Source organism: Bradyrhizobium sp. HKCCYLRH1034, assembly GCF_051168375.1.
Lineage (GTDB): Bacteria > Pseudomonadota > Alphaproteobacteria > Rhizobiales > Xanthobacteraceae > Bradyrhizobium.
Window position 1 is genome coordinate 108,975 of record NZ_JBNPUW010000007.1, and the last position, 13,905, is coordinate 122,879.

The 13,905-nt window shown below is 65.7% G+C and carries 9 protein-coding genes and 1 tRNA gene; 3 read left to right on the top strand and 7 right to left on the bottom strand.

The features are described 5' to 3' along the window. Nucleotides 1–67: 67 nt before the first annotated feature. Nucleotides 68–643 (bottom strand): ubiquinol-cytochrome c reductase iron-sulfur subunit, encoded by a 576-nt coding sequence (locus ACQR0W_RS18300; RefSeq protein ID WP_316170213.1) that lies wholly within the window; start codon nucleotides 641–643, stop codon nucleotides 68–70. 453 nt (nucleotides 644–1,096) lie between these two features. Between ACQR0W_RS18300 and ACQR0W_RS18305 the strand changes: the two genes are divergently transcribed. After that, a tRNA-Cys gene (locus tag ACQR0W_RS18305) sits at nucleotides 1,097–1,170 on the top strand. A 50-nt stretch (nucleotides 1,171–1,220) separates the two neighbouring features. Here the strand turns inward: ACQR0W_RS18305 and ACQR0W_RS18310 are convergent. Genes ACQR0W_RS18310 through ACQR0W_RS18335 form a run of 6 tightly spaced genes read right to left on the bottom strand, consistent with a single transcriptional unit; the run spans nucleotide 1,221 to nucleotide 11,331 of the window. Further along, on the bottom strand, nucleotides 1,221–1,394 hold the full coding sequence (locus tag ACQR0W_RS18310) for a hypothetical protein (RefSeq protein ID WP_316170212.1): 174 nt from the start codon (nucleotides 1,392–1,394) through the stop codon (nucleotides 1,221–1,223). Between the two features lie 50 nt (nucleotides 1,395–1,444). Further along, complete coding sequence (locus tag ACQR0W_RS18315) at nucleotides 1,445–2,182, bottom strand: tRNA-uridine aminocarboxypropyltransferase (RefSeq protein WP_315711862.1); 738 nt, start codon at nucleotides 2,180–2,182, stop codon at nucleotides 1,445–1,447. A 39-nt stretch (nucleotides 2,183–2,221) separates the two neighbouring features. Continuing rightward, nucleotides 2,222–5,326: an efflux RND transporter permease subunit gene (locus ACQR0W_RS18320; protein ID WP_316170211.1), complete on the bottom strand. Its 3,105-nt coding sequence runs from the start codon at nucleotides 5,324–5,326 to the stop codon at nucleotides 2,222–2,224. After that, nucleotides 5,326–8,454, bottom strand: coding sequence for an efflux RND transporter permease subunit (locus tag ACQR0W_RS18325; RefSeq protein ID WP_315711858.1), 3,129 nt, complete (start codon nucleotides 8,452–8,454; stop codon nucleotides 5,326–5,328). Before ACQR0W_RS18325 ends, ACQR0W_RS18320 begins: the two co-directional genes overlap by 1 nt. A 29-nt stretch (nucleotides 8,455–8,483) precedes the next feature. Then, the gene (locus ACQR0W_RS18330; protein ID WP_316170210.1) at nucleotides 8,484–9,887 is read right to left on the bottom strand and encodes an efflux RND transporter periplasmic adaptor subunit; all 1,404 of its coding nucleotides are present in this window, start codon (nucleotides 9,885–9,887) and stop codon (nucleotides 8,484–8,486) included. Further along, nucleotides 9,877–11,331 (bottom strand): efflux transporter outer membrane subunit, encoded by a 1,455-nt coding sequence (locus ACQR0W_RS18335; RefSeq protein ID WP_316170332.1) that lies wholly within the window; start codon nucleotides 11,329–11,331, stop codon nucleotides 9,877–9,879. The genes ACQR0W_RS18330 and ACQR0W_RS18335 overlap by 11 nt, the downstream gene beginning before the upstream one ends. Before the next feature lie 366 nt (nucleotides 11,332–11,697). Here ACQR0W_RS18335 and ACQR0W_RS18340 point away from each other — a divergent pair, with 366 nt between their 5' ends. Both ACQR0W_RS18340 and ACQR0W_RS18345 read left to right on the top strand, forming a co-directional pair. Beyond that, nucleotides 11,698–13,011, top strand: a complete 1,314-nt coding sequence (locus ACQR0W_RS18340) for an NAD(P)/FAD-dependent oxidoreductase (RefSeq protein ID WP_315711856.1) — start codon at nucleotides 11,698–11,700, stop codon at nucleotides 13,009–13,011. A 7-nt stretch (nucleotides 13,012–13,018) separates the two neighbouring features. After that, complete coding sequence (locus ACQR0W_RS18345; RefSeq protein WP_316170209.1) at nucleotides 13,019–13,864, top strand: DUF1365 domain-containing protein; 846 nt, start codon at nucleotides 13,019–13,021, stop codon at nucleotides 13,862–13,864. The last annotated feature ends 41 nt before the right edge of the window (nucleotides 13,865–13,905 follow it).

Consider the following 13,905-nt stretch of genomic DNA (forward strand, 5'->3'; position numbering starts at 1 on the left):
TTCGATTCACTTGTTGTCGTGACGGGTGTCGAGACGATGCGAGTTCCGATAGGCACATGGGATCTCATCAGCCCTGTTGGCCACCTACCTTTCCAATGAAGGGCGCAGCGATCATGAGCGCGCCGTCCTTGAGCACGAGGGGAAGCGCGGCGAGCCGCCGGGGCGCGGGGCCGAACACGACCTGCGCCCCGCGCCTCGGGTCGTACTCGGAATTGTGGCACATGCATTTGAAAACATCGTCGTTGCCCTCGGTCGCCTTGATCCAGGCCGTGACCGGGCACCCCGCATGCGAGCAGATGGCCGAATAGGCGACGATGCCTTCGGCCGCACGCTGACGCGTGTCTTCGTCGAGTTCGTTTGGATCGAGCCTGACGAGCAGCACCTCGTTCAATCGCGACCCGTCACGCACGATCGCATTCGCTGGATCCTTCGGCCACCCATGAACCGGTGGCTCGCCAATCTTCAAGTCATCAGGCGTGATCGTCTGCCCTTCGCGCTCCCCTTCCGAGAACACGAGCAGGTCGCCCTTTTGCGGCCGCTTCTCCTTGCGCGGATCGTCGTCATCGGCCGCCGCGCTGGCAACCGTTGCGCATGCGGCAAGCGTGCCGAAAACCACCGAGCGGCGTGTCGGGTGATCATCCATGACAGATCTTTGCGTGTGAAGTTGTGTGCGAGTCGCGGGCGTGCTGTTCTAGAGAGCTCGGCTCCCCGCAACGCACCCTGACATAGAACAATTAGAACTACACAACCTGACGAAATCAAGGCGCGTTGCGCGATTTCGCCGCGATGTCTTCAACTATCGTCGCTGCTGCGCGCCATTGCCGGTGCAGCAGTTCGGCGAAAGCTCCTAGCGATCGGGAGCGACGGTGTCGCCAGCTCCGTCTGGAATTGCGACCACGCGAGTTGTGGACCAGGGTTCGCGATGAGGGCGGCGCGACAATCCCTCTCTGCGCTGCCGTGCCCGATGCGACCAGTTCGAAACGCGGCTGGGCGGATCGAAATTCCAGCTGGCCGAAGGCCCGGATCGACGACGTCGGCCTTCGCGACGAGAGTGGTTGCCTAACCGAGAGATTGCCTATATTGCTCCGCCCACAGGGGCCACGTGGCGGAGTGGTTACGCAGCGGTCTGCAAAACCGTTTACACCAGTTCAATTCTGGTCGTGGCCTCCACTCAATCAAGATCAAGCGGTTGGACTACCCATTGGGGCCGCGAACCGGCGCTAGATGGGCAGATCGTCGATGCCGCCGGGATAGCTGACCTGCGCGCGCGGCCAAGTCAGAATTGCCCCTCGTTCACCGGCCGAGACGCCCGTCCGATCCGAGCCGGATCTGCCGGCCAGCCGGGGCGCGTAATCCCGGAGCTGCACCACGTTGGACTTTTCTGCTTCCGGCATGGCTCTCATCCTCGTTCCATGCTGCAATGCAAGAAGCGTACCTCCGGTTCCTAAACCCGCCGTTTACGGTTGCGCCAATCCGGCTTGCGGGCCTTTGGGCGGGGCGTGAGCTCCGGCTGCGCTTTTTCCACCTCCCGATACCGCGCCAGCATGCGCTCGAAGCTCGCGTCGAGGGCCGTGGCAATCTCCGGCCGCCGTTCCAGCGCGGCCATCAGCATCCCGGCAGCCTCGATGGTCGACAGCCCGTCGCGGCGCGGTTCGCGGCGCAGCCGGCCGTAGCGCGACGGCTGCCGCGGCCCGAGGATCACGCGCTGGCATTTCAGCATCCACGGATTGCGCCACCACAGCGCTTTGGCCTGGCTCCAGGTGCCGTCGAGCAGGATCACGCCCTCGATCGACTTGAGGATGGCGCGCTGGTTGTCGGCGACCTCACCCTTGCGGGTCACCGCGACCACCTCGCTCTCGGGATCGAGCTCGGCCGCCTTCGCCGAGCCGAGATAGAGAATGGCCCAGCGCGCGGGATCGGCGACCGGCCGTCCCAGTGCCTTGGCGAGGCTCGGCCAGGATAGCCCGACCTTGACCACCGCGTTCTTGAAATGCAGGGCGGCGAGCCGCGCGGTGCCGAGCGCGCGATCCTGCTCCTGCGGATGCTGCAGGATCAGGAGCCCCAGCCGGCTCTCCAGCGGTGTGACGCTGTCGCAGATGCACAGCGGCAGCGGTTTCTGGCAACGCGGGCAATCGGGCGGCGCCTCGGTGGCGAGCGGCGGATGGTCGTGTGGTTCTGGCATGCGGCGGCTATACGCGCCCGCGGACAGGGCCACAACGGCTCATTCAGCGGACGCGGCGAGCGGCTCCGGGGTCGAGCGGCGGCGCAGCCGGTCGATCAGCAGGTAGATCACCGGCGTGGTGTAGAGGGTGAGGATCTGCGACACCAGCAGCCCGCCGATGATGGTGATGCCGAGCGGGCGGCGCAGCTCGGTGCCCGGACCGGTCGCGATCACCAGCGGCAGGCCGGCGAACAGCGCGGCGAGGGTCGTCATCAGGATCGGGCGAAAGCGCACCCGGCAGGCCTCGAAGATCGCATCGGCCGAGGACATGCCGCGCTGGCGCTCGGCCTCGAGCGCGAAATCGACGAGCATGATGCCGTTCTTCTTGACGATGCCGATCAACAGGATGATGCCGACGAAGGCGATCACTGTCAGCGGTGTGTTGGTGACCTGCAAAGCGAGCAGCGCGCCGAGCCCGGCCGACGGCAGGGTCGAGATGATGGTCAGCGGATGCGCCAGGCTCTCATAGAGCACGCCGAGCACGATATACATCGCGGCCAGGGCGAACAGGATCAAGAGCGGCTGGCGGCCGCTGCTCTTGTTGAAGTCCCCGGCATTGCCGTCGAAGCTGCCGCGGATGCCCTCCGGCATGTGCAGCTCGTCGACGGCGCGCTGGATGTTGGCGGTCGCGGTCTGCAAGGGCACGTCCGGCAGCAGGTTGAACGACACGGTGGTCGAAGGGAACGATTGCGAGTGATACACCGCCAGCGGTGACAGGCCACGCTCGGCCTTGACCAGCGCCGACAACGGCACCTGCGCGTCCCCTGCCCCGGCCACATAGATGCGGTCGAGATTGGAGGGATCGGTCTGGAATTTCGGGTCGATCTCCAGCACGACCATGTACTGGTTGCGCTGGCTGTAGACGATCGATATCTGGCGTTGCGCGAAGGCGTTGTTGAGCGCGTTGTCGATATCCTGGACGCGGACGCCGAGGCTCGCCGCCTTTTGTCGGTCGATCCGCAGCGCGAGCTGCAGGCCACCGGGATCGCGGTCGCTGGAAATGTCGGTGATGCCGTCAACCGTCTCCAGGCGCTTGGCGACAATCGGCGCCCATTTCTGCAGAAGGTCGAGATCTGGGCTGCTCAATGTGTACTGATAGTCGGAATCGCTCTGACGGCCGCCGGTGCGCACGTCCTGCGCGGCGAACATGAAGAGCCGAATGCCGGGGACCGTCGCGAGGCTCCGCCTGAGGCGGTTGATCACGAGCTCAGTGGAGACGCCCTCGCGCTCCGCCGGGGGCTTGAGATTGATGAACATGGTGCCGCGGTTGGACGTCGCGCCACCCGGCCCGCCGCCGCCCCCGATCGTCGAGCCGATACCGGCCACGGCGGGATCGGCCATCACGATGTCGGCGAGCCGCTGCTGCAGACCAAGCATGGACTGGAACGAGATGTCGGCCGAGGCGCGCGTCGCACCGATGACGAAGCCGGAATCGTCGGTCGGGAAATAGCCCTTGGGCACCTTGATGTAGAGCGTCACCGTGAGCGCGATGGTGGCGAAGAACACGATCAGGGTGAGAAACGGATAAACCAGCACGCCGCGCAGCGTCCAGGCATAGAAGCGGACCATGCCGGACAGCGCGCCTTCGACGATACGGTCGAACCAGGTGGCACGATCGGACAGCGTCTCCTTGATGTAATGCGCGCAGATCATCGGCGTCACCGTCAGCGACACCAATGTCGACACGACGATTGCGAAGGTCAGCGTCAGCGAGAACTCACGCAGGAGACGGCCAACGACGCCGTCCATGAAGATCAACGGCACGAAGGCCGCAATCAAGGAAAGGCTGATCGACAACACGGTAAAGCCGATCTGGCGGGCGCCGTCGAGCGCGGCGCGCATCGGCGACAGGCCATGCTCGAGATTGCGGTACATGTTCTCGATCATGACGATGGCGTCGTCGACGACGAAGCCGACGGAGATCGCGAGCGCCATCAGTGACAGATTGTCGATCGAGAAGCCTGCGAGCCACATCGCCGCGCAGGTGCCGGCGAGCGCCAGCGGCACCGAGACGCCGGCCGCGACCGTCGGCACCAGACGGCGAAGGAACAGGAACACGACGACCATCACCAGCACGGCGGTCGCGAGCAACGTCCACTGCATGTCGTCGACCGAGGCGCGAATGGTCCCGGTGCGGTCGACCAGAGTGGATATCTCGATGCCCGCCGGCAGCCATTGCTTGAGCTCCGGGATCAGCGCCTTCACACGGTCGACCGTCTCGATCACGTTGGCATCGCCCTGCTTGGCGATCTGGATCAGCACCGCCGGCTGCTTGTTGAACCAGGCGATCGAACGCACGTTGCGTACGGAATCCTCGACGTCGGCGACATCCGACAGCCGCACGAAGCTCCCATTGCTGCTCTTGATCAGGATGTCGCGGAATTCGGCCGCGCTGCGCATCTGCCGGTTGATGGCGATGGTCTCGCTCTGGCGGCCGCCCTCGAAGATGCCGACAGGTCCGATCGGATTGGCATTGATGATCGCCGTCCGGACATCGTCGGTCGAAATGCCGGCATTGGCGAGCGAGACCGGATTGAGCGCGATGCGCACGGCGGGTTGATCGGCGCCGCTGACAGTGACGTTACCGACGCCGGGCACCTGGAACAGCCGCTGCGCCAGCACGGTGTCGGCGACGTCGTACATCGCGCTCGTCGTCATCGTCTTCGAGGTCAGCGCCAGAACGAATACGGGAGCCGCGGCCGTGTTCGCCTTGCGGAACCGCGGCAGCGCCGGAAGGTCGCTCGGAAGGTCCGACAGCGAGGCATTGATGGCTGCCTGCACGTCGCGCGCCGCCTTGTCGACGTCGCGGCCGATCGAGAATTGGATCTGGATGTTGGTGGTGCCGAGCGAGCTCGTCGAGGTGATCTGGTTGACGCCAGCAATCTCGCCGAGTCGCCGCTCCAGCGGCGCCGCGACCGTCCCCGCCATGACGGACGGGTCCGCACCCGGGCGCGACGCGCTGACGAAGATCGCGGGGAAGTCGACGTTCGGCACCGGTGCGACGGGAAGGAAGATATAGGCGACGATCCCGACCAGGAACAGGCCGATCGAGAGCAGCGTGGTGCCGACCGGCCGGCGGATGAACGGCTCGGAGATCGAGGCCATCACTGGATGCCTTCGGTCGCACCTGCGATCGGCGGCGACGGCAGGTCCGGCGCCGACGGCAGCGCGCGCTCGAAGCGACGATTGATGCGGTCGAGCGCGAGATAGATGACCGGCGTCGTGTACAACGTCAGCAATTGGCTGAGCAGCAGGCCGCCGATGATGGAGATGCCGAGCGGAAAGCGCAGCTCCGAGCCGGTGCCGCTCTCGATCGCCAGCGGGAGCGCGCCGAACAGAGCGGCCAGGGTCGTCATCATGATCGGGCGGAAGCGCAGGAGACACGCCTGCACGATGGCGTCGTAGGGGGGGCGGTTCTCGTGACGCTCCGCCTCGAGCGCGAAGTCGATCATCATGATCGCGTTCTTCTTGACGATGCCCATCAGGAGGATGATGCCGATCAGGCCGATCACCGAGAGATCCTGGCCGAACAGCATCAGGGCCAGGATGGCGCCGACGCCCGCCGACGGCAACGTCGACAGGATCGTGATCGGATGGATGTAGCTCTCATAGAGCACGCCGAGCACGATGTAGATCGTAACCACGGCCGCGAGCAGCAGCCAGGGTTGGCCGGCCAGCGACTTGGCGAACTCGGCGGCATCGCCCGAATAGACGCCGATGATGCTGCCGGGCATGCCGATGCGGTTCTCGGTCGCATGAAGCGCGTCGACCGCCTCGCTGAGCGCCGCGCCGGGCGCGAGGTTGAAGCTCAGCGACACCGCCGGAAACTGCGCCTGATGCGAGATCGCCAGCGGCGCCGTGGTGCGCTTGAGGCTTGCCACCGCCGAGAGCGGTACCTGGCCGCCGGCGCCGGGCAGATAGAGCTTCGACAGGACCGACGGGTCGCGCTGATACATCGGCAGCGCTTCCAGCACCACGCGGTACTGGTTGGCCTGGCCGTAGATCGTCGAGATCTGCCGCTGCGCGAAGGCGTCATTGAGCGTGTCGGTGACGCCCTGCAGGCTGACGCCGAGCTGGCCGGCGCGCTGGCGGTCGATGGTCAGCTCCGCGCGCAGGCCGCCCTCCTGGGCTTCGGAGGAGACGTCGCGGAATAGAGGGTCGCGGCGCATTTCTCCGACAAGCTGCCTCGCCCATTTCGACACCTCGGCGGCATCGGCACCGGTCAGCGTGTACTGGTACTGCGAGCGGCTCGCCTGGGTCGAGATCTGCACGTCCTGGACCGGCTGGAAGTACACGGTCATGCCGGGCACGCCCGAGGTCTTCTGCTTCAGCCGGTCGATCACCTCGGCGACCCCGTCCTGCCGCTCGCCAAGTGGCTTCAAGGTCATGACGAGACGGCCGACATTGGTGGTCGGATTGACCGATCCGGCGCCGATCACCGAGACGACGCCGACGACGTCGGGGTCAGCCTGGATCGCGGCGGCGACGTCCGCCTGGCGCTTCTTCATTTCGGCGAACGACACGTCAGGGCCGGCTTCGGTCACCGCCGTGATCGAGCCGGTATCCTGCAGCGGCAGGAAGCCCTTGGGCGCGACGACGTAGAGCGCCAAGGTCGCCGCCAAGGTCGCGAAGGTCACGACGAGCGTCTCGGTCTGGCGGTCGAGCACCCAGAGCAGGCTGCGGTGATAGACCGCTACCGTGCGGTCGATGAAGCGGCTGATGGCGTTCAGCCCCGGCAGCACCCATTCCTCGCTGGCATGCTTCAACAGCCGCGAGCACATCATCGGCGTCAGGGTCAGCGAGACCACCGCCGACGTCACGACTGCGATCGTCAAGGTCAACGCGAACTCGCGGAACATGCGACCGACAAGCCCGGACATGAACAGCAGCGGAATGAACACCGCGATCAGCGACACGGTCAGCGAGATCACGGTGAAGCCGATCTCGCGCGCGCCGCGCAGCGAGGCGTTCATCGCGCTCTCGCCATTTTCCATGTGGCGCACGATGTTCTCGATCATCACAATGGCGTCGTCGACGACGAAGCCGGTGCCGATGGTGAGTGCCATCAGCGAGAGATTGTCGAGACTGAAACCGGCGAAGTACATCACGCCGAAGCTCGTGATCAGCGACAGCGGCAGCGCGACGCCGGCGATGATCGTGGCGCGCAGCGAGCGCAGAAACAGCAGCACAACCAGCGTCACCAGCACCACGCTGAGCACCAGCGTGAACTGCACGTCGTGCACCGAGGCGCGGATGGTCACGGTGCGATCGCTGACGATGGCGAGCTTCACGCCGGCGGGAAGCGTGCGCTGCAGCTTCGGGATCTCGGCACGGATCTGCTTGACGACCTCGATAACGTTGGCACCCGGCTGGCGCTGGATGTCGAGGATGACCGCAGGGACACCCTGGTACCAGCCGCCGGTCCGATCGTTCTCCAGACCATCGATAATCGTTGCGACATCGCCGATCGTGACCGGCGAGCCGTTGCGGTAGGCGATGATGATCGGCTTGTAGGCGTCGGCGGCTCCGATCTGGTCGTTGGCCGTGATCAGATAGGCCTGCTGGGCACCGTCGAGCGATCCCTTGGGACCGGAGACGTTGGCGCCTGCGATGGCGGCGCGCAGGTCCTCCATCGAGATGCCATAGGCGGCGAGCCGCGCCAGGTCGGCCTGCACGCGCACCGCGGGCTTGAGTCCGCCGAGCACCGAGACGCGGCCGACGCCGGAGACCTGGCTCAGCCGCTGCGCCAGGATCGTGTCGGCCATGTCGCTCATCGCGCGCAAAGAGATCGTGTCCGAGGTCAGCGCGAGCGTCATGACCGGTGCGTCGGCCGGATTGACCTTGGCGTAGGTCGGCGGATAGGGCAGCGACTTCGGCAAGACGCCGGCGGCGGCATTGATCGCCGCCTGGACGTCCTGCGTGGCGCCATCGATGTCGCGTCCGAGATCGAACTGCAGCGAGATCTGGCTGACGCCGAACGAGCTCGTCGAGTTCATCGCCGAGAGCGACGGGATCTGGCCAAGCTGGCGCTCCAGCGGCGCCGTGATCAGCGAGGCGATCACATCGGGGCTGGCGCCCGGCAGTTGCGTCGTCACCTGGACGGTCGGGAAGTCGACCTGCGGCAGCGCCGAGACCGGCAGCGCGAGATAGCCGAGCAGCCCGCCGATCAGCAGCGCGACGCCGAGCAGCGAGGTCGCGATAGGACGGCGGATGAAGGGTTCGGAGACGCTCATCGCGACTGCTCGTCACTCTTGCGGTCGCGTCATGGCTGCGCCTTCGCGCCGCGACCTGCTTCACTCCCTCCCTGGGGCGCTGCACCGGCATCGGTCTGGCCCGCGGCCTGAGGCCTGCGACGCAGCTCGCCGTCCTTCGGCGCGCCGTCAGGCGGAGCTCCGCCCTCCTTGGCCTGGTCCTTGCCTTGATCCTTTGCTTGCGGATTGCGGCCGCGTTTGCGTGGCGCCAGATCGGCCTGCGGCGTCTGCTCGGCGCGCCCGACCACCACTTTGACGCCCTCGGCGAGGTTGGCAAAGCCTGTCGTCACCACACGGTCCGAGGGGCTCAAGCCGCTCGCGATCACGGCCTCGCTCTCATTCTGCTGCACGACCGCCACCGGATGCGCAGAGACGATGTCGCCCTCGCCGATCACGTAGCTGAACGTACCTGCCGGCCCGCGCTGTACGGCCGACGTCGGCACCGTGATCGCCTGCGACAGGGTCTCGACCTTGAGGCGGACATTGACGAACTGTCCCGGCCAGAGCTGAAATCTACCGTTGGGGAATTCTGCTTTCAGCTTCAGCGTGCCCGTCGTCTGATCGACCTGGTTGTCGATGCCCCGCAACGTGCCGGTGTCAATGACGGTGACGCCGTCATTGCCGAACACGTCGACGGCGAGCGGTCCCTTGGCGGCGGCCGCATTGACGCGCATGATCTGCTGCTGGGGCAGGCTGAACTGAACCGCAATCGGCTGCAGCTGCGTGATGACGACGAGGCCGGTCGCGTCAGAGGCATGAACGATGTTGCCCTGGTCGACCTGGCGCAGGCCGGCGCGGCCGGAGAGCGGCGCCACGATCTTGGTGTAGCTCAAGGTCGTCGCCGCATTGTCGATCGCGGCCTGATCCGCCTTGATCAGCGCCTGCTGCTGCGCCACCACCGCGCGCTGCGTGTCGGCCTGCTGCTTGGAGCCGGCATTGCTGGCGGCGAGCTGCTCGTAGCGGGCGAGGTCGAGCTTCTGGTTGGCGAGTTGCGCCTCGTCCTGCGCCTTCTTGGCAACGGCCTGATCGTACTGCGCCTGATAGATCGCCGGATCGATCTCCGCGAGCACGTCGCCCTTCTTGACGTCCTGCCCTTCGACGAAATTGACCGCGATCAGCTTGCCGTCGACCTGCGAGCGCACCGTGACCGTGTTCAGCGCGCGCACCGCGCCGACGCCGTCGAGATAGACCGGCACGTCCTTGATGGCAGGCGAGGCAGCCAGGACCGGAACGGGAAGGTCGGGCCGCGCGAAGCGGTTATTGGCCTGCTGCTTCTGCTGCATCGCCGACCAGCCGATATAGCCGAGGCCGCCGAGGATCAGCAGCGTGATCGCGATCGACACCAGTCGCCGTGCCACGCTGGACCGCGCGCGCTTCACTGCCGCTGCTCCCTTCTCGTCCGGTTTAAAGAGCATCGGCCGACTTCTCCATGCGCGGCTCCCAGCCGCCGCCGAGCGCCTGGTAGAGGCTCACAAACGCCTGCAGGCGCGCCAGTTGCGCCTGCGATAGCGCGTCCTCGGCCTGGAACAGCGTCAATTGCGTATTCAAGACGGTCACGATGTCGGCAGTTCCCGCGCGCAACTGCTGCTCTGACAATTCGAACGCACGCCGCGAGGCGGCGACGACCTGGCGCTGCAATTGCAGTCGGATCGTGGTCTGCTTGATCGAGAACAGCGCATTGTCGACGTCGGTGAAGGCCTGGATCACGGTCTTGCGGTAGGTCTGCAGCAGTTCATCCTGCCGCGCCTTGGCGTTCTCGAAGTTGCCCAGAATCCGGCCGCCGTCGAAGATCGGCTGGGTCAGGCTGCCGGCGAGGCTGAAGAACGCCGCATGCGGCTGAAACAGCGACACCAGTGCCGCGCTCTGGTAGCCGCCGTTGCCGGTGAGCTGGATGCTCGGAAAGAACTGCGCCCGCGCGCTGCCGACATTGGCCGTTGCCGATGCCAATTGGGCCTCCTGCCGGCGGATGTCCGGACGCTGCGTCAGGATCTCCGACGGCAGACCAGGCGTGACCCGCGGAGTCCTGATCTGATCGAGCGAGCCGCCAATGACCCGAATGCCTTCGGGCGATCGCGCGACCAGCACGGCCAGGGCATTGACGTTCTGATCGAGCGTCTGGCGCAGCGGCGGCACCGCCGCCTTCTGATTGGCGAGCACGCTCTCCTGCTGCGCGACGTCGAGATCGTTGCCGGTGCCAGCCTTCTGCCGCTCGCGGATGGCATCGAGCACACGCGTGGCGCTGGCGATGTTGCGCTCAGCCGTCCGAATCCGATCCTGCGCGGCCAGCACCTGGAAATAGGCATTGGCGACGGTGGCAAGCGTCGTCAACTGCGTGACGTCGCGGTCGAAGCGGTTGGCTACCGCGGTTTCCTCGGCCGCCTGCAGCGCGTCGCGATTCTGGCCGAAGAAGTCGAGCTGGTAGCTCGCAGAGAGCGAGGCTTGGTAATTGACGACCTCGCGGCCGCCATTGGTGAGCCCGCTGGAGCTCGACCCGGACGTGCGCGAATAGGTCTCCTGCCCCGTGCTCGACAGGCTTGGCAGCAGCGCCGCGCCGGCCTGCCGCGCCAGCGCATCGGCCTGCCGGAACCTTGCCACAGCAGCGGCAATGTCGAGGTTGACGCTCTGCGCCTCCTCCATCAGCTGGGTCAGCTCGCGTGATCCGAAGCCGCGCCACCAATCCAGCGGCGGCGGCGCCGTCATATCGGAACCGGACGCCGCCTTGTAGCGCTGGGGCAAGTCGAGGGCCGGATCGGGAATATCCTGGGTCAGCAGGCAGCCGGCCGAGTTCGCCGCCAATCCGATCGCCGCCAGCCAGTGGACAAATCGCCGCAGGGTAGCCGGCACACGGCGCTCCCGCATCCCGGCGACGATCCGCGGGTCAGCGGACGCGCGGCAAGGCTCGTCGACGGCGATCGGCACGATGGACACTGGCGTGATGCTTCCCTGTAGTCTTGGGAATCATTCTAGCCGCAGCCCACGGCGGCGGACAGCCCTGCAGCCCCCCGTCGCCCCAGCAGCGATGGTGCCGATAAAGTCCACCGAATCGACGAATCTCCCGTAAATCAGCGGAGTTTCGTGCAGGCAGGGCCACGGGCCTCCGGCTGCCGCCTTACCAAGATTTCATCTGTCGAATGCCGTTTTGGCCGGGGTGTGACGCGGCGAGCGCGGCCGTGAAACCCTTTGGCGGGGACTCCGTAACTTGCACGTGAACTTCAGGGGGCATTCATGCGAGTTGCGGTGGTCGGAACGGGTATTGCGGGTAACGCCGCGGCCTGGTCCTTGGCGAAACGTTATCCGATCACCGTCTACGAGCGCGATCTCCGTCCGGGCGGCCACAGCCATACCGTGACGATCGACTATGACGGCGCTCCGGTCTCGGTCGACATCGGCTTCATCGTCTACAACGAGCTGAACTATCCTGAGCTCACCGCCTTGTTCGACCATCTGGGGGTCGAGACGGTCGACAGCAGCATGAGCTTTGCCGTCACCGCGGATGCCGGCCGCTTCGAATGGAAAGGTGGCGGAAACACCTGGCTCGACACCGCCAAGGGGCTGTTCGCGCAGCCGAGCAATCTGCTGTCGACATCCTATCTCTGGATGCTCAGGGACATCCTGACCTTCAACGAGCAGAGTACAGCCGACTTCAAGGCCGGCCGCCTGCATGGCCTTACGCTCGGGGATTATTTCCGGCGCAACCATTTCGCTCCGCGACTGCTCACCGACTATCTGGCGCCGATGGGGGCCGCGATCTGGTCAGCCCCGGCGTCCGAGATGCTGGACTTTCCGGCCGAGAACTTCGTTGCGTTCTTCAGCAACCACAGGTTGCTGCAATATGACCGTCCCGTCTGGCGCACCGTCAAGGGCGGCAGCCGGCGCTATGTGGAGAAACTGACGTCGAGCTTCCGCAACCAGATCAGGCTCGGCAGCGCCGTGACCAGCATCGAACGCACCGCCCACGGCGTCGTCGTTCAAGACAGCAGCGGGCGTCGGGACACCTACGATCATGTGGTGATTGCCGCACACAGCGACCAGGCCTTGTCGATGCTCACCGACGCGGACGAGCGGGAGCGCGGCATCCTCGGTGCGATCAAATATTCGCCCAACACGATCTATCTGCACCGTGACAGCAGGCTGATGCCGAAGCGCCGCCGCGCCTGGGCCTCGTGGAATTTCCTGCGCTGGCAGCGTGAGGGCGTTCCCATGAACGACGTCGCCGTCACCTATTGGATGAACAACCTGCAGGACATCGACGACGCCAAGCCGCTGTTCGTCAGCCTCAACCCACCCTTCGCTCCGGCCCCGGAGCTGACCTTTGGCAAATATATCTGTGAGCATCCACAATATACGGCTGCGGCCTTTGCGGCGCAGAAGCGCCTGGCAGCGATTCAGGGGCAGCGCCATACTTGGTTCTGCGGGGCCTGGACCGGCTACGGCTTCCATGAGGACGGGCTGCGCTCGGGTCTCGCCGTGGCGGAGGCGCTCGGCGCGAGCGTGCCATGGCGCGGGTTTCCCACCGAGCTCGCCGAGGCTGCGGAATAGGCGCGATATGGACATGGATCACTCGGGACAGGATGACCGAACGGAAGCGGCCGCGCTCTATGTCGGAGAGGTCATGCATGCCCGCATGCGGCCCACCACGCACCGCTTCCGGTATCGCGTGATGAGCCTGCTGATCGATCTCGGCCGGCTCGACCAGGCGGACCGGCAGGCCTCGCTGTTCGGGGTCAATCGGCGAGCGCTCTACAGCTTCCACGAGGCCGACCACGGTCCGCGCGACGGCTCGTCGCTGCTGGCCTATGCGCAGACCTGCGCGGCGGATCAGGGGATCGATCTCGGCGGCGGACGCGTGCTGTTGCTGTGCTATCCGCGGCTGCTCGGCTACGTGTTCAATCCGCTGTCGGTCTATTTCTGCTATCGCAGCGACGGCACCCTGGCGCTGATGATCTACGAGGTCCGCAACACCTTCGGCGAGATCAAGCCCTATGTGCTGCCGGTCAGATCCAATGAGCTGTCCGCGGCAGGACTGCGCCAGACGCAGGACAAGACCTTCTACGTCTCGCCGTTCATCGACATGGCGATGCGCTACCATTTCCGGGTCATGCCGCCGGGCGACAAGGTCAAGTTGCGGATTCTGGAAACTGGCCCCGACGGGCCCCTGCTCGCTGCAACCTTCTCTGGCCGCCGTCGCGGGCTGACGTCTGGCTCCCTGCTCGCAGCCTTCGTCTCGCTCCCGCTGGTGACTGTCAAAATCTTCGCCGCGATCCATTGGGAGGCACTGCGGCTGTGGGCCAAAGGCGTCCGCCTCGTCCCGCGTGGCGAAATCAGTGCAAGCCCTGGAACCAATACCGGCTTGGCGGGGAACGGCAGCCACGCTTATATGTCACGACGCTGACCGGAAACGGCCGGCTCGCTCTGCGTCCGTGATCCCTGCCC

Excerpts from the sequence above, each read along its gene's own strand:
- ACQR0W_RS18300 (WP_316170213.1), bottom strand. The coding sequence starts at position 643 with ATGGATGATCACCCGACACGCCGCTCGGTGGTTTTCGGCACGCTTGCC.
- ACQR0W_RS18310 (WP_316170212.1), bottom strand. The coding sequence starts at position 1,394 with ATGCCGGAAGCAGAAAAGTCCAACGTGGTGCAGCTCCGGGATTACGCG.
- ACQR0W_RS18315 (WP_315711862.1), bottom strand. The coding sequence starts at position 2,182 with ATGCCAGAACCACACGACCATCCGCCGCTCGCCACCGAGGCGCCGCCC.
- ACQR0W_RS18320 (WP_316170211.1), bottom strand. The coding sequence starts at position 5,326 with ATGGCCTCGATCTCCGAGCCGTTCATCCGCCGGCCGGTCGGCACCACG.
- ACQR0W_RS18325 (WP_315711858.1), bottom strand. The coding sequence starts at position 8,454 with ATGAGCGTCTCCGAACCCTTCATCCGCCGTCCTATCGCGACCTCGCTG.
- ACQR0W_RS18330 (WP_316170210.1), bottom strand. The coding sequence starts at position 9,887 with ATGCTCTTTAAACCGGACGAGAAGGGAGCAGCGGCAGTGAAGCGCGCG.
- ACQR0W_RS18335 (WP_316170332.1), bottom strand. The coding sequence starts at position 11,331 with ATGCGGGAGCGCCGTGTGCCGGCTACCCTGCGGCGATTTGTCCACTGG.
- ACQR0W_RS18340 (WP_315711856.1), top strand. The coding sequence starts at position 11,698 with ATGCGAGTTGCGGTGGTCGGAACGGGTATTGCGGGTAACGCCGCGGCC.
- ACQR0W_RS18345 (WP_316170209.1), top strand. The coding sequence starts at position 13,019 with ATGGACATGGATCACTCGGGACAGGATGACCGAACGGAAGCGGCCGCG.